20 protein-coding genes are annotated in these 20316 nt (G+C 35.2%); 12 read left to right on the top strand and 8 right to left on the bottom strand.

Annotation, left to right across the window (positions count from 1 at the left end):
• Positions 1-101 precede the first annotated feature (101 nt).
• Positions 102-698, bottom strand: coding sequence for a hypothetical protein (locus tag MHH45_RS12450; protein WP_016113202.1), 597 nt, complete (start codon positions 696-698; stop codon positions 102-104).
• A gap of 244 nt (positions 699-942) precedes the next feature.
• On the opposite strand from MHH45_RS12450, the gene MHH45_RS12445 reads away from it, so the two are divergent.
• From MHH45_RS12445 to MHH45_RS12400, 10 genes are all read left to right on the top strand, one after another.
• On the top strand, positions 943-1503 hold the full coding sequence (locus tag MHH45_RS12445; protein ID WP_088093945.1) for a nitroreductase family protein: 561 nt from the start codon (positions 943-945) through the stop codon (positions 1501-1503).
• A gap of 336 nt (positions 1504-1839) precedes the next feature.
• Entirely contained in the window at positions 1840-3258 is a 1419-nt protein-coding gene (gene spoVR, locus MHH45_RS12440; protein WP_016113204.1) for a stage V sporulation protein SpoVR, read from the top strand.
• A 204-nt stretch (positions 3259-3462) separates the two neighbouring features.
• Complete coding sequence (gene cdr / locus MHH45_RS12435) at positions 3463-5130, top strand: CoA-disulfide reductase (protein ID WP_016113205.1); 1668 nt, start codon at positions 3463-3465, stop codon at positions 5128-5130.
• Between the two features lie 176 nt (positions 5131-5306).
• Entirely contained in the window at positions 5307-5570 is a 264-nt protein-coding gene (locus MHH45_RS12430; RefSeq protein WP_088093944.1) for a metal-sensitive transcriptional regulator, read from the top strand.
• 176 nt (positions 5571-5746) lie between these two features.
• Positions 5747-6877: an MBL fold metallo-hydrolase gene (locus MHH45_RS12425; protein ID WP_088093943.1), complete on the top strand. Its 1131-nt coding sequence runs from the start codon at positions 5747-5749 to the stop codon at positions 6875-6877.
• Between the two features lie 34 nt (positions 6878-6911).
• Positions 6912-7139, top strand: coding sequence for a sulfurtransferase TusA family protein (locus MHH45_RS12420; protein ID WP_016113207.1), 228 nt, complete (start codon positions 6912-6914; stop codon positions 7137-7139).
• A gap of 60 nt (positions 7140-7199) precedes the next feature.
• Positions 7200-7568, top strand: coding sequence for a rhodanese-like domain-containing protein (locus tag MHH45_RS12415; RefSeq protein ID WP_088093942.1), 369 nt, complete (start codon positions 7200-7202; stop codon positions 7566-7568).
• Positions 7569-7582: 14 nt separating this feature from the next.
• Positions 7583-7879: a rhodanese-like domain-containing protein gene (locus MHH45_RS12410; protein ID WP_006093617.1), complete on the top strand. Its 297-nt coding sequence runs from the start codon at positions 7583-7585 to the stop codon at positions 7877-7879.
• 91 nt (positions 7880-7970) lie between these two features.
• Positions 7971-8450, top strand: a complete 480-nt coding sequence (locus MHH45_RS12405) for a DsrE/DsrF/DrsH-like family protein (protein WP_088093941.1) — start codon at positions 7971-7973, stop codon at positions 8448-8450.
• A gap of 45 nt (positions 8451-8495) precedes the next feature.
• Complete coding sequence (locus MHH45_RS12400; protein WP_088093940.1) at positions 8496-9275, top strand: sulfite exporter TauE/SafE family protein; 780 nt, start codon at positions 8496-8498, stop codon at positions 9273-9275.
• Positions 9276-9390: 115 nt separating this feature from the next.
• Here the strand turns inward: MHH45_RS12400 and MHH45_RS12395 are convergent, their stop codons facing one another.
• From MHH45_RS12395 to MHH45_RS12380, 4 genes are all read right to left on the bottom strand, one after another.
• Positions 9391-9831: a hypothetical protein gene (locus tag MHH45_RS12395; RefSeq protein WP_088093939.1), complete on the bottom strand. Its 441-nt coding sequence runs from the start codon at positions 9829-9831 to the stop codon at positions 9391-9393.
• Between the two features lie 160 nt (positions 9832-9991).
• Entirely contained in the window at positions 9992-11404 is a 1413-nt protein-coding gene (locus MHH45_RS12390; RefSeq protein ID WP_340862338.1) for an LCP family protein, read from the bottom strand.
• Positions 11405-12047: 643 nt separating this feature from the next.
• Complete coding sequence (locus MHH45_RS12385) at positions 12048-13703, bottom strand: Na/Pi cotransporter family protein (protein WP_016131198.1); 1656 nt, start codon at positions 13701-13703, stop codon at positions 12048-12050.
• A gap of 329 nt (positions 13704-14032) precedes the next feature.
• A complete protein-coding gene (locus MHH45_RS12380; protein WP_016113214.1) occupies positions 14033-15235 on the bottom strand; it encodes an MFS transporter in 1203 nt (400 codons plus the stop codon).
• A 320-nt stretch (positions 15236-15555) separates the two neighbouring features.
• Here MHH45_RS12380 and MHH45_RS12375 point away from each other — a divergent pair, with 320 nt between their 5' ends.
• Positions 15556-16644 (top strand): DUF871 domain-containing protein, encoded by a 1089-nt coding sequence (locus MHH45_RS12375; RefSeq protein ID WP_016113215.1) that lies wholly within the window; start codon positions 15556-15558, stop codon positions 16642-16644.
• Positions 16645-16766: 122 nt separating this feature from the next.
• Positions 16767-17303: a YcxB family protein gene (locus tag MHH45_RS12370; protein ID WP_249922706.1), complete on the top strand. Its 537-nt coding sequence runs from the start codon at positions 16767-16769 to the stop codon at positions 17301-17303.
• Positions 17304-17337: 34 nt separating this feature from the next.
• Here MHH45_RS12370 and MHH45_RS12365 read toward each other — a convergent pair whose 3' ends face one another.
• Genes MHH45_RS12365 through MHH45_RS12355 form a run of 3 tightly spaced genes read right to left on the bottom strand, consistent with a single transcriptional unit; the run spans position 17338 to position 20293 of the window.
• On the bottom strand, positions 17338-18495 hold the full coding sequence (locus tag MHH45_RS12365; protein WP_414847992.1) for an ABC transporter permease: 1158 nt from the start codon (positions 18493-18495) through the stop codon (positions 17338-17340).
• 26 nt (positions 18496-18521) lie between these two features.
• Positions 18522-19196: an ABC transporter ATP-binding protein gene (locus MHH45_RS12360; RefSeq protein ID WP_016113220.1), complete on the bottom strand. Its 675-nt coding sequence runs from the start codon at positions 19194-19196 to the stop codon at positions 18522-18524.
• Positions 19193-20293: an efflux RND transporter periplasmic adaptor subunit gene (locus tag MHH45_RS12355; protein ID WP_088093935.1), complete on the bottom strand. Its 1101-nt coding sequence runs from the start codon at positions 20291-20293 to the stop codon at positions 19193-19195. Before MHH45_RS12355 ends, MHH45_RS12360 begins: the two co-directional genes overlap by 4 nt.
• Positions 20294-20316 lie beyond the last annotated feature (23 nt).

Raw genomic sequence — 20316 nt, 5'->3', positions numbered from 1 at the left:
AAAAAGCTGTTCAAAAGTTAGACAATGTTTGTCTTTTGAACAGCTTTTTTTAATATTTGTATATAAAAGGAAGAGTGATAAATACTTCTTCCTTTTTATGTTTAATTTGTCTTTTTTTCTTTCACAGACTGTATTAATTTCATCATTTCAGCTCTTATATCTTCTTTTTTCACATTTAATTTTTCTGCGATTTGTTTAATATGCATGCCATCTTTTTTCATTTTTAATACGTCATTGAATGGTGTATTGCTTTTTTGTGCAATGATGGTTAAAACTGTAAGGTGATGCAAACGAATATTATTATCTTTCATTATTTTCTTCATTTGTTCTGGTGTGGAGTTTTGCATTTCGGCTACTTTTTGCAGCAATGCTTGCTTCATTTCTTTACTCATATGATGTTTATGCAGTTTCTTTGGATCCACGCCAAAATGCTTTGCTGTTTCTTTCCAAGATTTATTTTGTTTATAGTACGATAAAACATCTTTAATATCTTTTTTGCTAATCTTTGCAATGTGTGCTGCTTTCCAAATTTCATGTTTTTTATAACCTTGTTTTTCTAAAGATTGTAGTTGTTCATCTGAGATTGGTTTGTGATGATGCGCTGTGAATTCTTTTTGAGAGGCAGCAGAAGCAGGGAAGACTACTATTCCGCATAAAAGTCCTGTTGCTAAAATGCTTGCTATTACTTTTTTGTACATACATATATTCCTCCTAATTGAATAAAATGGGAAACTTTATCTATAGAGTTTCCCAAAGTTGTGGAGAAGTTGTGAAGAACTTGTGAACATTACAAGTTTTTTTCCATAATTCACGAGAAATTATTTTCTTAGTTTTACAACATAAAACATTGATTAATGGTAGAAAACTGAGTTATAATCGAAATTGAAAATCAATATCAGTAATAAACTTATACATATAGATGAGGATAAGGGAGAGAAACATATGACTACATATACTTCCATTGCAAATATCATTAAAGAAAGACGCTCCATTCGTACATTTACAGATAAAACAGTAGAAAAAGAATTATTAATTGAACTATTAAATGATGCAACGTGGGCACCAAACCATCAGCATCGTGAGCCATGGAAATGTAAATTATTTATTGGAGAAGGCCGTCAAAAATTAGTAGATGCTGTATTAAATTCTTTTACAGAAGAAGACAGAGCAAAACGAGGTAAAGTTTTATCCGATCGTTTTCTAAGTACACCAGCTCAAATCGTTGTGTATATGGATGAAGATCCACGTCAAATCCAGCGCGACGAAGACTACGCAGCAGTATGTGCATTTATACAAAACTTTCAGTTACTCGCTTGGGAGCGCGGACTAGGATGTGTTTGGAAATCAGGCGGATTGAATTATAATCCTTTATTTATAGAAGGAATTGGATTAACAAAAGGACAACGCATTGTTGGAATCCTTCATATTGGTTATTTCGATAAGAAGCCAGAAGGAAAAGAGCGCACGCCGATTATGGAGAGGCTTGAAGTTATTGAGGGGTAATAGATAAAGGTGGAAAGCTGGATGCAAATGATGTGAAATTTGTATCCGGCTTTTTTGTGCTTTTCTAGTACTTTTTTATATTGCAGTAATTGATGAGTATGTAAGCAAACACTTGCTAAACCATCGTAAAAGGTACAAGTATTGTCAAAAATATATGCCAGGGGATTACCCTTATAATATGTGCCAACGCTGTTATGAAGAGCAGTATCTGTCATATGATTATGAAGAGGACTACTGGTTAAAGTAAAGGGTAGAGTATCTATTTTTCATCATTTCTCATGAAAGCTCGTTTCCCCTCATACACTTTCTTAAGGGAAAGTGTAAGGAGGGAAAATAATGAGAACTAGTGATGATAAAGCACTACAATATGCAATCGCTGAAATTACTGAAATTGCAACAGGGTTTGGACTTGATTTTTATCCGATGCGCTATGAAGTGTGCCCAGCGGAAATTATTTATACATTTGGTGCGTATGGCATGCCGACGCGGTTTTCACATTGGAGTTTTGGGAAACAATTCTTCAAAATGAAGCTACATTATGATTTGGGACTTAGTAAAATATATGAGCTTGTCATCAACTCTGACCCATGTTATGCATTTTTACTCGATACAAATGCATTGATTCAAAATAAGTTGATTGTAGCACACGTATTAGCACACTGCGATTTCTTTAAAAATAATATCCGCTTCTCAAATACAAAGCGCGATATGGTTGAAAGTATGGCAGCGACGGCAGAACGAATTAAAGCATATGAACATAAATATGGAAAAGAAGAGGTAGAAACGTTTTTAGATGCTGTTTTGGCCATTCAAGAACATATTGATCCATCGCTTATGCGGCCGAAGCTAGCTTGGAGCATAGATGACTTAGAAGAGGAAGAAGTAGAAAAGAAACGAGTTTCACAGTATGATGATTTGTGGAATTTAGATGATAGAAATAAAAAACGAGAACGACCAAATATGCGGAAGAAAAAGAAAATCCCGCCGCAGCCAGAGAAAGATTTGCTGCTCTTTATTGAAGAATATAGTAGGGAACTAGATGAATGGCAACGTGATATTTTAACGATGATGCGAGAAGAAATGTTATATTTCTGGCCGCAACTAGAAACAAAAATCATGAACGAAGGCTGGGCTTCGTACTGGCATCAACGTATACTCCGGGAAATGGACTTAACATCTTCTGAAGCAATCGAATTTGCGAAGCTTAACGCAGGTGTCGTACAGCCGTCAAAAACAAGTATTAATCCATACTACCTTGGCATTAAAATGTTCGAAGATATTGAAGAACGTTATAATAATCCAACTGAAGAAATGAAACGTCGTGGTGTAAAACCTGGATCAGGCCGTGACAAAATCTTTGAAGTACGGGAAATTGAATGGGACGTATCCTTCTTAAGGAATTACTTAAATAAAGAATTGGTTATGAGAGAAGATATGTACTTATTCCAGCGCCAAGGAAAAGAGTATAAGGTAATTGATAAAGAGTGGGAACATGTTCGTGATCAGCTTGTTAATATGAGAACAAATGGAGGTTTCCCGTATTTAGTAGTAGAAGATGGTGACTACTTAAAGAATGGGGAACTGTATATTAAACATAGTTACGAAGGAATCGAGCTAGATTTAAAATACTTAGAAAAAGTATTGCCATACATTCATCAGTTATGGGGAAGAACGGTGCATATGGAATCTAATGTTGAGAATAAAGGTGTTGTCTTCTCATATGATGGGAAGATGGTACATCGGAAGTATGTGTGAAGCCGCTGAAACCAGTGGCTTTTTTCATACCAAGTTTGTTTCAATTTTGTGAACAAGCATAAAGTTTGAGCTTTATATATTGTCATTATATTTTTTTGTGTTTATTATATACCTATACGGGTATATGTAATTTACCATCCGGTATATTTATATGTAGTAAGTAAAAAGAAGAAAAGTAAAAATAATCGTGGAGGTTATGAAAAGATGAGCAAAAAAATTGTTGTAGTTGGTGGAGTTGCGGGAGGAGCATCAGTAGCAGCACGTCTTCGTCGTTTAAGTGAAGAGGATGAAATTATTATGTTTGAGCGAGGCGAATATATTTCGTTTGCAAACTGTGGGTTACCATATTACATTGGTGGTGTGATTCAAGAGAGACAGAAGTTGTTAGTGCAAACTGTTGAAAAGATGTCAAAGCGATTTCATTTAGATATTCGTGTTTTAAGTGAAGTGATAAAAATTAATAAAGAAGAAAAAACAATTATTGTGAAAAATGTAATGACAAATGAAACATACGAAGAGTCTTATGATATTTTAATTCTTTCACCAGGATCTAAGCCAATTGTACCGCCTATTCCAGGAATTGAAACAGCAAAAGCGTTGTTTACATTACGAAATGTACCAGATACAGATCGTATTAAAGGGTATATTGATGAGCAGAAACCACGTCATGCTACTGTCATCGGGGGAGGATTTATTGGTGTTGAAATGGCAGAAAACTTGAGAGAAAAAGGAATTGATGTGACGCTTGTTGAGATGGCAAATCAAGTAATGCCGCCAATTGATTATGAAATGGCAGCATATGTACACGAACATATGAAAAAGCATGGTGTTCAGCTCATTTTGGAAGATGGAGTAGATGTTTTTGAAGAAGGCGGAGCAGTCGTACGCTTAAAAAGTGGTTCGAAAATCAATACTGATATGGTAATTCTGTCTATCGGTGTCCAGCCAGAGAGTAGCTTGGCAAAAGAAGCAGGACTAGAACTTGGAGTACGCGGGACAATTAAAGTAAATGAAAAACTACAAACGTCTGATTCATCTATTTATGCCATTGGTGATGCGATTGAAGTAAAAGATTTTGTAACAGAAACAGAGACAATGATTCCGTTAGCATGGCCAGCAAATCGACAAGGTCGTCTATTAGCGGATATCATTCATGGGCATACAGAGTCTGTATACAAAGGGACGATGGGAACATCAATTGCAAAAGTATTTGAATTAACGGTTGCTTCAACAGGAGTAAATGAAAAGGTATTGCAGCGTTTAAATATACCCTATGAGGTAGTGCATGTACAGGCGAATTCTCATGCGGGTTATTACCCAAATGCATATCCAATTTTATTAAAATTGCTTTTTAATAAAGAATCAGGAGAAATCTATGGTGCACAAGCTGTTGGGCGTGACGGTGTAGATAAACGAATTGATGTAATTGCGACGGCAATGAAAGCTAAGCTAAAGGTAATGGATTTACCAGATTTAGAATTAGCATACGCACCGCCGTATTCTTCTGCAAAAGACCCAGTAAACATGGTGGGGTATGCTGCAAGTAATATGATTGAAGGGCTTGTAGATACAGTGCAGTGGCATGAAATTAATCATATTGCCCCAAAAGGTGGATATTTAATGGATGTTCGTGAACCGAATGAATTGAAACAAGGGATGATTAAGGGATCAGTTAATATTCCATTAGATGAATTACGTGAAAGATTGGATGAAATTCCAGTAAATGAAGAAATATATATTACATGCCAGCTAGGTATGAGAGGCTATGTTGCTGCACGTATGTTAATGGAAAAAGGATATAAGGTGAAGAATGTAGATGGTGGTTTTAAATTGTATGCAACTGCTTTGCCAGACCGGATTGTATATAAATAGGTTTAAAGTAAAGCCCTATTGATTATGATAAGGCGAAATGAAAATAGGGCTTTACAAAATACCCTGAAGGGTATATGATGAGGTTGTAAATTCAAATAAGAATTTTATTACAATCTGGTGCAGTAGACATTTTTTTAGATAAAGCATGTCTATTAAAGTATTGAGGTGATAGTACGTTGGAATATAATCAAGATATTAAAAATAGGTTGAAGCGAATTGAGGGACAAATTCGCGGTGTACTTCGAATGATTGAAGAAGAAAAAGATTGTAAAGAGGTTATTACACAATTAACAGCATCACGCTCTGCTATGGATCGCTCAATTGGATTAATTGTAGGAACGAACTTGGAAAACTGTTTGCGAGAACAATTTGAAAAAGGCGATACATCAAATGAAGATTTAATTAAAGAGGCTGTACAACTGCTTGTAAAAAGCAGATAATCTGTCAAACGAATGTGTTGACAGATTTTAAAAAACATTTTAATATACCCATACAGGTATATGTGTGTTAATTGCTACAATAGTAAGCTAATACAGAAAAAGAATAAGAAAAAATTTGAGTAGGGCAGTTAACTTTTAATTTTTTTAACAAAATTTATACCATAGGGGGTAAGGTAGTGGATGCTATAGGATTACAAGCGAAAGATGTTGCTGAGAAAGTTTTATTTGAAGAATTATTTATTTTAGATGTTCGTAATGAAGCGGATTATATGGATTGGAGAATGGAAGGGAAACAAGTTTTTTCCATTAATAAACCATACTTTGATTTGTTAGAAGGCGTAGAAAGCATCTTGGAAGAGTTGCCAAAGGAAAAAGATATTCTTGTTGTATGTGCCAAAGAAGGATCTTCCAAGTTTGTTGCTGAGCAACTTATAGAGGCTGGTTTGAAAAATGTTTATTATTTAGCTGGTGGTATGAAAGCTTGGAGTGAATATGTGAAGCCGATTAAAGTAGGGGATTTAAAAGATGGTGGCAGCGTGTATCAATTTAACCGTCTTGGAAAAGGATGTTTGTCCTATATGGTTATTTCAAATGGGGAAGCTGTAGTCATTGATTCTATGCGAACAATTGAAGCATATGAGGAGTTTGCAAAAGAACAAGGTGCTATGATTACAAACGTTATGGATACACATTTACATGCCGATCATATTTCTGGTGGTCGTAAGTTAGCAGAGAAGGTGAAAGGTACGTATTGGTTGCCACCAAAAGATGCTGAGGAAGTTGTCTTTTCTTATGAACCCCTTGTAGAAGGAACAGTAATTACAGTAGGAGAGACGAAAATTGATATTGAGGCAATCTATTCACCAGGACATACAATTGGAAGTACATCATTCATTGTAGACGATGCTTACCTTCTATCAGGTGATATTTTATTCGTAGATTCCATTGGACGCCCAGACCTTGCAGGTAAGGCGGAAGACTGGGTAAGTGATTTACGTAACACTTTATATACACGTTATAAAACATTATCTCAAGATTTAATTGTTTTACCAGCACATTATTCGAAAGTAAGTGAGATGAATGAGCAAGGGCGGGTTCATGCAAAACTGAAAGATCTATTTAAACGAAATGCAGGATTAAATATTGAAGATGAGTTGGAGTTTCGAAAAACAGTTACAGAAAATCTACCGCCCCAGCCGAATGCATATCAAGATATTCGTCAAACGAATATGGGGAAAATCAATCCAAGTGTAGAAGAAGAGCGCGAAATGGAAATTGGTCCAAATCGCTGTGCGGTACATGATTAAGTAAAAATTAAAAAATATTTTGGAGGTATAGAATATGAACGTAAAACAAGTATTAGATGTAAAAGGATTAGCATGTCCAATGCCAATCGTAAGAACGAAAAAAGCTATGGAAGCTTTACAATCTGGAGAAGTGCTAGAGGTTCACTTAACAGATAAAGGCGCGATAAAGGATATTCCAGCGTGGTCAAAAACAGGTGGACACGAAGTATTGCAAAATATGGAGGAAAATGGTGTGCTGAAGTTCTGGATTAAAAAGGCGTAAAACAAAAAGGCCTGCTCTACGGATACGAATTGTATAGAGAAAGATTGGAGGAGATGGTGTATGAGTGCAAATGTAGTATTCAATATTGTTTTAACTATACTTGTTGCTTGGTTTATCATTTCTCGCTTTTTACCCGTTAAGGGAGTTAAAAATATAAACGGGAAAGAACTAAAGACGGAGATGAATAAAAAAAATAAACAATTTATTGATGTTCGTACACCCGGTGAATTTAGAGGGAATCATATTCAAGGGTTTCAGAATATCCCATTAAATGAGTTAGTACAAAAAGCGAGTCATTTAGATAAAAACAAAGAAGTAATTGTAATTTGTCAAAGTGGAATGAGAAGTAAACAAGCAACAAAAATGTTAAAAAAATTAGACTTTCAACATATTACGAATGTCTCAGGTGGTATGAATGCTTGGAATTAAGGAGGAAATGAAAAATGAAAGAAATGACAGCAAAAGAATTAGAAAATAAATTGATGAATCATGAAGTATTACACGTTATTGATGTTCGTGAAGTGGAAGAGGTGATGGAAGGAAAAATTCCGGGAGCTATTCATATTCCACTTGGTCTGTTGGAATTTCGCATGCATGAATTAGATAAAAACAAAGAATATATTATGGTGTGTCGCTCTGGTGGGAGAAGTTCACGAGCTGTTCAGTTTTTAGAAAGCTATGGTTTTGGGGTTATAAATATGACTGGTGGTATGTTAGATTGGGAAGGTAAAATAGAATAATATGGAGTACGACGCAGAGTTCTTTTATAAATAAAGGATTTTGTATATTTCACAAAATACCCGTATAGGTATATTGAGGTAGGGAGTTAACATGGAGAAAAAGAAAAAAACAACGATTGTTTTGTTTAGTGGAGATTACGATAAGGTGATGGCAGCTTATATTATTGCCAATGGTGCAGCGGCGTATGATCAAGAGGTGACTATTTTCCATACGTTTTGGGGGTTAAATGCACTTCGAAAAGATGAATATGTAAAAGTAAAGAAAAACTTCTTAGAGAAAATGTTTGGAAAGATGATGCCTCGCGGTGCAAATAAGATGGGCTTATCTAAAATGAATTTTGCCGGTATGGGCCCTCAAATGATTAAGCATGTTATGAAAAAGCACAATGCTATGCCACTTCCAGATTTAATTGATATGGCAAAAGAGCAAGGTGTTAAGCTTGTAGCTTGTCAAATGACAGTTGATTTATTAGGGCTAAAAGAAGAAGAGATTATGGAAGATGTTGAATTCGCTGGTGTGGCAGCTTATTTAGCAGATGCTTCTGATGGAAATGTGAATCTATTTATTTAAAGGTAATTAAAGAATGCCTTCTTTTTAGAAGGGGGAAAAATAAAGATGAGCTTCAGTTTTATGATTGTAATCTTTCTTATTGGCTTTGTTGGTTCATTTATTTCAGGGATGGTTGGTATTGGCGGTGCCATTATTAATTATCCGATGATTTTATATATTCCGGTGCTATTAGGGTTTACTGGTTATACGGCACATGAAGTAAGTGGTATTACAGCTATTCAAGTGTTTTTCGCAACATTTGCAGGTATATGGGTTTATCGGAAAAGCGGTTATATAAATAAAACATTGGTATTATATATGGGAACGAGTATTTTAGTGGGAAGTTTTGTCGGGAGTCTAGGTTCAAGAGTATTAGATGCAGGGCAAGTTAATATTGTATATGCTATTTTAGCTACGATAGCAGCTATTATGATGTTTATTCCGAAAAAAAATCGCAGCGAGCTTCCTTTAGAAGAACTGACGTATAATAAAGGATTAGCTAGTATGTTAGCATTTATTGTCGGTGCTTCTTCTGGTATTGTTGGAGCAGGAGGGGCATTTATTCTTGTGCCCATTATGCTTGTCATTCTTAAAATCCCTACACATATGACAATTGCAACTTCATTAGCAATTACCTTTATTTCATCTATCGGTATTACGGCTGGAAAAGTAACTACAGGACAAGTAGTGGTACTGCCGTCTATAATGATTGCTATTGCAAGTTTAATCGCTTCACCACTTGGGGCAAGTGTAGGGAAGAGATTAAATCAAAAAGTATTGCAGTGGATATTAGCGATTTTGATTGTTTCAACATCTATTAAAATTTGGATGGATATCGCATTGTAATATGATTCGTTGGAAGGTTGTTATCTGATATTACAGAGTAGTATATAGATACCTTAAGAAGAAGGCTAGTATAGAAAGTATGAACGCCACTGATTCTCCAGTGGCGTTCAAGTTATTAAGCCCAAATAAGTTTCATTAATCTTTCATATTCATCATTTGCAGCTTTATATAATAGTCTAGTATGCTCAAATACAAGGGCAGGATTAAAGTATGGTTCTGTAAATACAAGGGAAGTTGAAATATCAATGGAGTCGCTGTTACTAATTGTGAATTTTGCGAATCTATATGCTGTATTTAGTTCGTTGATTACATGCAATATTTCGCTTTTCTTAGCTGAATCAAGAACTTGAGCGACATTGAAGCAATATATATCGACAGTAGGATGCTCGTTATGAAAGGCAGCGATAAGACGAACTTTTGCACCACTCTCTGTTTCTAAGTTTACTGAAAAAAATACAGAGCCATCATTCTCATCTATGTTTTCTTCCATATGTATTTCATTGGATTGTAGATAATCTTTAAAGTCTGAAACATTATGCTTTACTGCGGCTTTCATATGTTTGTGCCTCCTGTTAATTAGAATATAACTCTACCTTTTATTATAATTTAAAGATATTGAAATTGATAGTTAAAAAAGTTAGAATTTTTGTTGTTTTCAAAATTATATTAGGGTGTATAAAAAACCCAGCTCTATCTCTATAGAGCTGGGTTTCATATTAATTTTTATTCGATGTTGTCTCTGTGTCTTCATCGTTATTGTTATTTTTTTGGTTAGTAGAATTTTGACGATTATCGTTATCTTGTTTCGTATCTTTTGTTTTCTCATTCGATGTTGTTTTGGTCTCTACGTTTTCATCGTTATTGTTACTTTTTTGGTTAGTAGAATTTTGACGATTATCGTTATCTTGTTTCGTATCTTTTGTTTTCTCATTCGATGTTGTTTTGGTCTTTACGTTTTCATCGTTATTGTTACTTTTTTGGTTAGTAGAATTTTGACGATTATCGTTATCTTGTTTCGTATCTTTTGTTTTCTCAGAGCTTGTTTTTTTCTTGTTCTCTTTATCATCAGAATCAACTTTCTTATACTCAGGTAGTCCAAGATGAGTACGAAGTTGTTTTGTTAAATCTTCTAAATCTTTTTCTACTGGCATATAGTAATAAGTACGTTTGCCGTTAGGACGACCGCATGTATCATCACCGGCTTCCATATAACAATCTTCACCATTAATTTGTAATTTTTCAAGTGAAGAATCTGAACCGTATTTATAGAATGATAACATATCATCAAATGTTAAGTTTGTAACGAATTGTCCATTAATGTGATCAATAATATTTCCTACTTTTGTTACAGAATCAATGTTTGTTAGTTTTTTCAGAATGGCTTCGATAACAAGTTGTTGACGTTGACCACGCATTGCATCACTATCAATATGGCGTGTTCTAGCAAGAGCAAGAGCTTCTTCACCGTTTAATTTTTGAACGCCTTTTTTCAAGTGGATTGCACCTGCATTATCGTTACTATCTTGTTCAGTAAATTCAACAGGAACGTCTACTTCAATACCACCTAAATCATCCACAATTTTTATAAATGATTTAAAGTTGAATTTTACAAAGTAATCAACAGGAACGTGGAGTAAATCTTCTACCGCATCAATACTAGCTTGCGGGCCACCAGCTTTTCCATTTTTAGCCGAACCAAATGCATGTGCATGCGTAATTTTATCCATTTTCTTTTCTATTGGGATATAAGTATATGTGTCTCGTGGAATACTTAAAAGTTTTACAGTTTTACTATCTTTATTAAAAGTTGCAAGTAACATTGCATCTGTTCTTATAGCAGCACCGTATTCTTTGCCACGTACATCGCTTTCATCAACGCCCATGATTAATACAGATACATTATTAGAAATAGGTTTAACTGCTTTATCACGTAAATCTGATTTATCACCGCGTGCTAAATCGTGGGCGGCATTAAAAACAGCAGAGGATGCTTTATTTACTAAAAACCAAGTATAACTGCCTCCTATTATTAAAAATAATAAAAGGACACTTATAATAATTTTTGTTTTTTTCTTTCCTTTTTTCTTATTATTTCGTATATTTTCTTGCAAAGATGGGTTTTGATCCATTTCATATACTCCTTCATTTGGATTGAAATACGATACTCATATCACCTAATTATAATGAATATTAGCGAAAAAGAACATTACAAATCATTTACATTTCGCTAATATCCGATTTATTTTACGAAAAGTCAGATTTTTCCGCCTTTCGCAAAGTTAATTTTAGGAGAATAAGCAATAGAACAATTATAGTTTGTCGTATTAGAAATAGAAATACATATTATGAAAAAATAATAAAGAAGTAAGATTTGTTGAAATATGTTCAAGAGGAAGATTATATCATTTTCTATAGGTCTTATATAATGAAGTAGAAATACTGTTTGTTAAGAGTAAAGGAGATAGACATAATGAATCATGCATCATTTCGAGCAATTTGATTTGCTGGCATATAAGTCGTTGCTATGAAAACAAAAGGAGGCTTGCACTTACTTTCTCCATTTGTTTTAACCTGGAATGGGGCTAAAAAAGGCCCTGACCGCTTCTATGCAAGACCGGACGCTCTCTCTCGCTCAAAAAGGAGAGGTTTATATTTGTTTTTTTAAATTGTATTTATAGAAAAAGACGACCTTATCATCATGAAGTGCACCTTCAATTATTAGACTGTGTCTAACAATTGGGGTGCACTTCATCCAGATCGTCTTTTTTTGTACTATAGTGTTTGTTTTAATGCAACTTTTCCTTGTTCCCCTAAAACTCCATCTGCAATATTTACAGCGTGATCACCGATACGCTCTAAATTACTTACCATATCAACAAAGATGATGCTTGCATCACCTGAGCAACTACGTTCATTCAGGCGTAGCACGTGGCGCTTACGCAATACACGTTCCATTTGGTCAATTTTACGTTCTTTCGTAATGACTGTTTGTGCAAGTTCAGTGTCGAAGTTTGTTAAAGCGCCAATTGCATTTTGTAATGTTGAAATTGTTAGTTCAAGCATTTCATTTAGTTCCGCCATTGCTTCATCTGATAGCGTGACACGGTTAGAAATTTGGGAGTCCACAAGTTCTACAACGTTTTCTACATGGTCGCCAACGCGTTCAATATCTCCGACAACAGATGCTAAGACAGAATGTTTTTCGGAATCCATTGGTGAAAGTGGTTTTTCAGAAAGTAACACTAAATACTCCGTAATTTTTCTATCTAAGTTGTTAATAGCGCCCTCTAGTTGAGCTGCCATATCAGCATGTTTCTTTTCTTTTGTATTTAAAAATTGAGTTGCTTCTTTTAGGCCGTGTAATGAGAACTCTGCCATACGAATAATCTCTTTTTGTGCCTCTGTTAAGGCGATAGCAGGAGATTGTTCAATAAAGATTGGATTTAAATGCTGCGGTTTAAAGTCAATAGCGGCATCTTCTCCGCGAATAATTTTTGTTACAATCCACGCTAAAACTGCAATGAATGGAAACTGAATAATCGCATTCGTTACGTTGAATGTTCCATGCGCAACAGCAATTGTCATTTCTGGATTTAAGTTTAACGATGTTTGGAAATATTGAATTAAGTTTGTAAATGGTACTAATAAAATTGTAAAGATGATGGTACCAACTATGTTAAAGATAACGTGTACTAATGCTGCGCGCCTTGCTGCAATAGAAGTACCAATCGCTGCTAATACAGCTGTAATTGTTGTTCCGATATTATCACCAAATAGTACAGGTAGAGCAGCTTTTAAATCGATTGCACCTTGGCCGAATAATTCTTGTAAGATTCCAATTGTTGCACTTGAGCTTTGTACAATTAATGTAAAGATTGTACCTACGATAACTCCTAGGACTGGGCTGTTACTCATACTAACAGTTAATTCTTGGAATGATTCTAAAGAGCGTAGTGGCTTCATACCTGTGCTCATTAATTCTAAACCGAAGAATAACATACCAAATCCGAATACGACTTGTCCAAGAGATTGTACTTTTTTATTTTTAAAGAAGAATAGTAAGATTGCCCCAACTGCCATAATTGGAAGAGCATATTCTCCGATTTTAATTCCGATAATAAATGCTGTAACGGTCGTACCAATGTTAGCACCCATAATAACACCAATTGCTTGTCTGAGCGTCATAAATCCAGCACTTACAAGTCCAACTGTTAAAGCGGTTGTTCCTGAGCTAGATTGAATCAGTACGGTAACTAACATACCTGCTAGTACGCCCATAAGTGGGTTAGTTGTAAAACGATCGAGAATGTCACGTAGGCGATCACCAGCTGCTTGTTGCAGACCGTCTCCCATGTACTTAATCCCAAATAAGAAAATACCTAATCCACCAATAAACTGGAAGATCATGTCTTGAACATTAAATTCCACACATTTCACTCCTTAAAATTTCATGTACGGTGTAATTATTAACTAAAATTTGAGGCGGTGTAAATGATATCAATGTAAACTTTACATTAAATTTACAAAGCTTTAAAAAATTTACGTAACTTTAAAAAAAGACCGTTTATATTATGGGAAATTATAGCTTAAATGTAATGTTATTCTGTACAAATTACTTGTAATAGTCATATTATGTGTATGTATTAAATGAGAATACGCACTGAGCAAAAAAGTGGAAGTTTAATGGTGGTATGTAAAGAACCATAGGAATATGTACATTTGAAATCAGTGTATAGATAAAATGAAAAGCTGCTGAATCATCCAGCAGCTTTTTCATTTTTTTTATTAAGTTGTTTTTGTTTCCGTACATTTGTAATGTAAATAAAGAGAAACGCGATAAGTAACACAGAAGAGTACCGATATACAGTTGCATAGTCTGTAAAGTGTGCGATGAATCCGAAGATAATTGCACCTGCTCCAATGCCGAGGTCAAATGCCGAGAAGAATGTTGCGGTAGCAACGCCACGGCGATGCGGAGCTACACGGTCAATCATCCATGCTTGTAAGGCCGGCTGAATAGCGCCGAATCCACTTCCGTAACAGCTTGCTGCAATGATTAAACTTGGTATTGTTGTTGTATACGATAACAGGATAATCCCTGCGAATGTTAAGATAACACCGGGAATAATAACAAATGCATGGCCTTTTACATCGTATAGTCTTCCTGAGAAGGGGCGTGTTACAGCGATGGCAAGGGCGTTAAATAAGAAGAAAAGGCTAATATCAGCGATACCGACTTGCGTAGCAAATAACGTGATAAAGCTCCCAATTCCTCCGTACATTAATGTAATACACAATATTAATAATGAAGGAAGTAAAGCTTTTCTTTCGATAAATCCATCTAAAAACGTTTCGTGTGTTTGTTGAATTGGTTTCTCAGTAGTTTGAATTTTGAGTAGCTTTGTTAATATTAATGAAACGACTGTGCAAGATAGTGCACATAAAAAAAGAATCGTAAAGTTATAAGTTTGCATAAGCCAGAGTCCGATAAGAGGACCAAGTGCCATAGCGATCGTTCCAGAGAGACCGAAATATCCCATACCTTCACCACGGCGGGCTGCAGGAATTAAATAGGAGACTACAGTTCCATATGTTGTGGTTGTAATACCAAAACCAGCTCCGTGTAAAATGCGAACAGCAAGAAGGAGGAAGACAGTAGAGGCAAATAGGTAGCTGCCCATCGCTAGTAGGCAAATTGCAGTACCAGTCATTAAAATCAGCTTTTTACTAAATTTTTGTAGTGCATTTCCAGTGAGCGGCCGAATAATTAAAGCTGCCACAGTAAACATTCCAACAACAAATCCGATGTTTGAACTCGTGCCACCAATTTCTTTCACGTAAACAGGTAATGTTGGAATTAACATTTGAAAACCTAAAAACATACATAAGTTTGCTAAAATGAGCGCAATAAATTCTTTTGTCCATAATGGTTCTCGTTTTACGAGTGCTGCTTCTCCCATATATTCATCCCCTAAATATTTTTCTCTGTTCTTTCGAGTATATGTAGAGGTTAATGTAACAGTCAAGAAAGGTGAACTAAAATGATGTAACAATTTTTCGGGAGAAAAAATTTACAAATTTGTGTAAATGATACACAAATGCTCTTAAAAAAGGTAAAGTATAGATGTATAGTCTGCTGGTTGTTAAGATTGATAGAGATGTTTTTTCTGAAAAGAAAGCGGATTCAAACGGATAGTAAAGTAGAAGGGGATTTCTACTACTTTACTATATATGTTTGAAAGGGTTTACAAAATGATGATGAAGAAAGAGGCGTATATGCATGAGACGATTAGGTATTTCTATTTATCCAGAACATTCTACAGTAGAGAAAGATAAGGAATATTTAACATTAGCACATCAATATGGTTTTACACGTGTATTCACATGTTTATTATCAGTGGATGGAGAAAAAGAGAACATTGTTAAAGAATTTAAGGAAACGATTTCGCATGCGAATGAATTAGGTTTCCAAGTACTTGTTGATATTAGTCCAGCTGTTTTTGAACAGCTTGGTATTTCTTATAACGACCTTTCATTCTTCCATGAATTAGGTGCATATGGTATTCGTCTAGATGTTGGTTTTTCAGGATTAGAAGAATCCATTATGACATATAACCCATATGGATTAAAAATTGAGATTAATATGAGTAACGGTACGAAATATGTTGATAATATTATGAGTCATCGCCCGAACTGTGAAAATTTAATTGGTTGTCATAATTTTTACCCGCATCGTTATTCTGGTCTTTCGTATGATCATTTTATGAAATGCTCAAAACAATTTAAAGATTACGGCATGAGAACTGCTGCTTTTATTACATCATTTGATGCGACATATGGACCATGGCCAGTAACGGAAGGGTTATGTACAATCGAACAACATCGTGAATTGCCAATGACAACGCAGGCGAAACATTTATTTGCAACAGAATTGATTGATGATGTAATCATTGCGAATGCATATGCATCAGAAGAAGAATTAAAGGTGCTCGGAGAAGTAAATAAAGAAAAGCAAACGTTTGATGTAGAAATTTATGAAACAACAACAGAATTAGAAAGAAAGATTGTAGTAGAAGAACCGCATTTTTATCGCGGGGATGTATCTGAATATATGATTCGTTCAACACAAAGCCGTGTAAAATATAAAAAAGAAGAGTTTAAACCTCATAACACAAGACCGATTAAACGTGGCGATATTCTCATTGATAATGAACAGTATGGCCAGTATAAAGGGGAATTACAGATTGCTTTAAAAGATATGGTGAATACAGGGAAGACAAATGTAGTTGGCCGTGTTGTAGAAGAAGAGATTTTTTTATTGGATTATTTACAAGCGTGGGATAAGTTTGGGTTTGTATTAAAGAAATAATATGTTTATATAAGAAGCCATCATGAATATGGTGGCTTCTTTGACGTGAAAAAAACTAGAGAAATTAAAATGGATAAATGATACAATATAAGGAAGTTTTGGTTAGAGATGGAGGGCGAAAAATGCAGGTAGAATATACGTTAACAGAACAAGATTTTATTGCATTTAATCTGCATTATGCAAGACATTCTAAAATGGTAAAGCGCTCTTTAGTTCTTCAGCATTATATTGTAGCTATTATTCTGTTTGCTGTTTCACTTAGTGTTTTTTTATTTGGACCACCAGATTATAAATCGATGGATTTACCTTTTATTTTTTTACTAGCAGGGGTTATATGGATCGTGTTTTATCCTAAGTGTTTCTATAAACTTATTGAGAGAAATATTAAGAAAATTCTTCGGGAAGGAAGCTATGACAATTTAATAGGTAAGCACAATGTACAAATAATAGATGAAGGAATTATTGAAACAAATAATGGTGGAGAGACAAAGCTAAATTGGAAAGGAATCGAGAAGGTAGAAGAAAATGAGACATACATTTTTATTTATGTTAGCTCGATGAGTGCAAATATTGTTCCTAAACATGCCTTTGCCCACGAGAATAGTAAGAGTGAGTTTATGAGAAGATTGAGAGCTGGTATGGAATCTTCAATAATATAAAAAAGGTTGCCTTATGATGGGCAACCTTTTTCTATTATTCATATCGTAAACATTCAATCGGATCAAGTTTCGCAGCTTTATTAGCTGGCAGTAACCCGAATAGAATACCGATTAACATAGATAATGCTACTGAAATTAAACCTAATTTTACGGAAACAACAAGTGGCCATCCAGCGAATATTGCAACGATCCAAGCGAAGAAAATACCGAGCACAAATCCAATGAATCCGCCCAATGCTGTTAAGATACAAGATTCAATGAGAAACTGCATCAATACTTTCCCACGCGTTGCACCAAGTGCTTTACGGATACCAATTTCACGCGTACGTTCTGTTACTGATACAAGCATGATATTCATAACACCAATACCACCAACTAAAAGTGAAATTGCTGCAATACCACCGAATACACTTTTTAATATGCCTGTGAAGTTATCAATCTCTTTTAAATCGTCTTGTGGATTTGGTACTTTGAATTTCCCAGTATGCTCTGGTTTTTTCGCATCATTTAATGATTTTACAACTGCATCTTGCACAGTTTGCTTATCTTGACCTGGGGCAATTTTTACTGTTAAGCCGTCATAATTATTTTTCCCAAATAGAACAGGCCAGTTTTCAGCAGAGATAGCACCTTCTTTAAACTCCATGCCACCCATCATTGCTTTGATAGAATATACACCCACTACTTTATAAGGAGTACCTTTTATATCAACATATAAACCTTCCTCCCAAGAAGGGAACAATTTATCAAATGCATCTTTGTGTAATACGATTGTATGTTCAGGTTTATCTAAATCAGCGGCAGTGAACAACCTGCCGTGCTCAAGTTTGAAGCGAGATGTATCTTCAAAGTAATCGCCTTTTACACCAGTTATATCAATATCTAATTCTTTTTTTCCGGCATATACTTTCTCTTTTCCTCTAACACCAGGATATACATCTTGAACACCAGAAATTTTTGAGACATTGTCATACATGCTTGCAGATATTTTCCCATCCATATCCGAATAATCTTCTGTTGTATAGTTTACTGAAAATTGATTCTTTTTTTCTTTGCCAATTTGTTCACGGAACTTTGCGTTTGTTCCATCTCCGATTGAGATAATTGTAATAATCGCACTAACCCCGATAATAATCCCCAACATCGTTAAAATAGAACGCATTTTATGAGCGAAGATAGAGGAAAGGGCCATGCGTATATTTTCACTTGTGTTCAAAATTAACCTCTCCAATCTTGGACGATATTTCCGTCACGAATTACAATTTGGCGTGCTGCCGCTTCCCCAATTTCACGATCATGGGTAATCATAATGATTGTTGAGCCTTGCTTGTTTAATTCGTAAAAGAGATCCATAATTTGCTTACTTGTCTTTGTATCAAGCGCACCAGTTGGTTCATCAGCTAAAATGAACTTTGGATTATTTACAATTGCACGAGCAACGGCAACACGCTGTTTTTGTCCACCAGATAATTCATTTGGCAAATGCGTGGCACGATCTGCTAGACCTACTTTTGTTAGTGCAGCTAAAGCACGTTCACGTCGTTCTTTCTTATCTACTCCAGCGTAGATAAGAGGTAATTCTACGTTTTGTAGTGCATTGAGACGTGGGAGAAGCATGAAGTTTTGGAATACAAATCCGATTTCTTTATTACGAATATGAGCTAACTCCGTTTCAGACATGTTTGAAATGTTCTGTCCAGCTAACGAATAAGTTCCATTTGTCGGCTTATCTAAGCAGCCGATAATATTCATTAATGTTGATTTACCAGAACCAGACGGCCCCATGATAGAAGTGAATTCGCCTTGATTAAGTGTTAGATCAATACCATGTAAGATTTGAACTGTTTCTTCACCGTTTTGAAAGGCTTTCGTGATGCCTCTTAAATCAATCATTGGGCGCTAACCTCCATACCATCTTTTAAGTCTTTCTCTGGTTTAGAGATGATTTGGTCACCTTTTTTTACGCCAGAAACTTTCGCTTCACCATCTGTTTCAAATTCAACAGTAACAGCTTGCTCCTTTGCCTTACCGTCTTTCACGATAAATACAACATTTTTATCACCTTTTTTCACAATGCTGCTTTTTGGAATAACTGTACCAGTTGCTTCACCAGACTTGCTTGTTACGTATACGTGGAATCCAGTTTGTAACTCTTCATTATTATCTAATGTAACGATAAATTGATAGTTAGATACTGTCTTGTTTTCATCCATGCTCTTTGCTGGTGTTGTACCGATTTCTGTGACTTTACCAGTCCATTTTTTCCCTGGTCCAGTTTTGGATGTAACGGTTACTTCCTGCCCAACCTTGACGTGAGCTAATTCATATTCTGATAGTTGGCCTTTTACTTTTAGAGGGCCAGCAGTGCGAAGGGTAATACCGCTCATACCTGTTTTTTCATCCGCATTTTTTGTAATCTCTTCAATTATGCCATCAGCTGGGCTTGTTACAGACAGTGTAGTGAGTTTTTCTTTGTTTGTTTGAATCATTTGATCAGCTTTTTCAACTTCAAATTTTTTTATTTCAAGTTGTGATTCAAGTTGTGCGATTTCAGTTTCTGTTGCTTTTAGCATCTCCCCAGGGGAACCGGCATTTTTATCTTTTTGTAATTTTTGTTTTGCTGTATCAATTTGTTTCTGGAGTAATGCTACTTCTTTATCAGCTAATTTCTTTTGCATTTCTGCTTCCGTTACACCTAGCTTCATAGTAGGATCATTGTATTTAAAGAGTAGCTGTCCTTTTTTGACTTCATCACCTTTTTTTACAGCTAGCTCATAGGTTCCTTTTGAAGGATCAAATGCGATTGTTTCAATACCATTTGGAATGACTTCGCCACCAAATTTTTGTGCATTTTCAATTTGCTTTTCTGATACTTTATAGCTGCTGTAAGCTTTCGCTACATCGCCACCGCCAGCAAGAGCAAAATATGAACCTGCTGCAATTCCAATTGTTACTAACCCAGTAATGATTACTTTATTTTTCTTTTTCATTTATTTATCACCTTTTCGCTCGT

It is taken from the genome of Bacillus sp. FSL K6-0042 (genome assembly GCF_038006685.1).
GTDB classification, from domain to species: Bacteria; Bacillota; Bacilli; order Bacillales; family Bacillaceae_G; genus Bacillus_A; species Bacillus_A pseudomycoides.
This window is presented reverse-complemented; position numbering and strand designations above follow the sequence as displayed.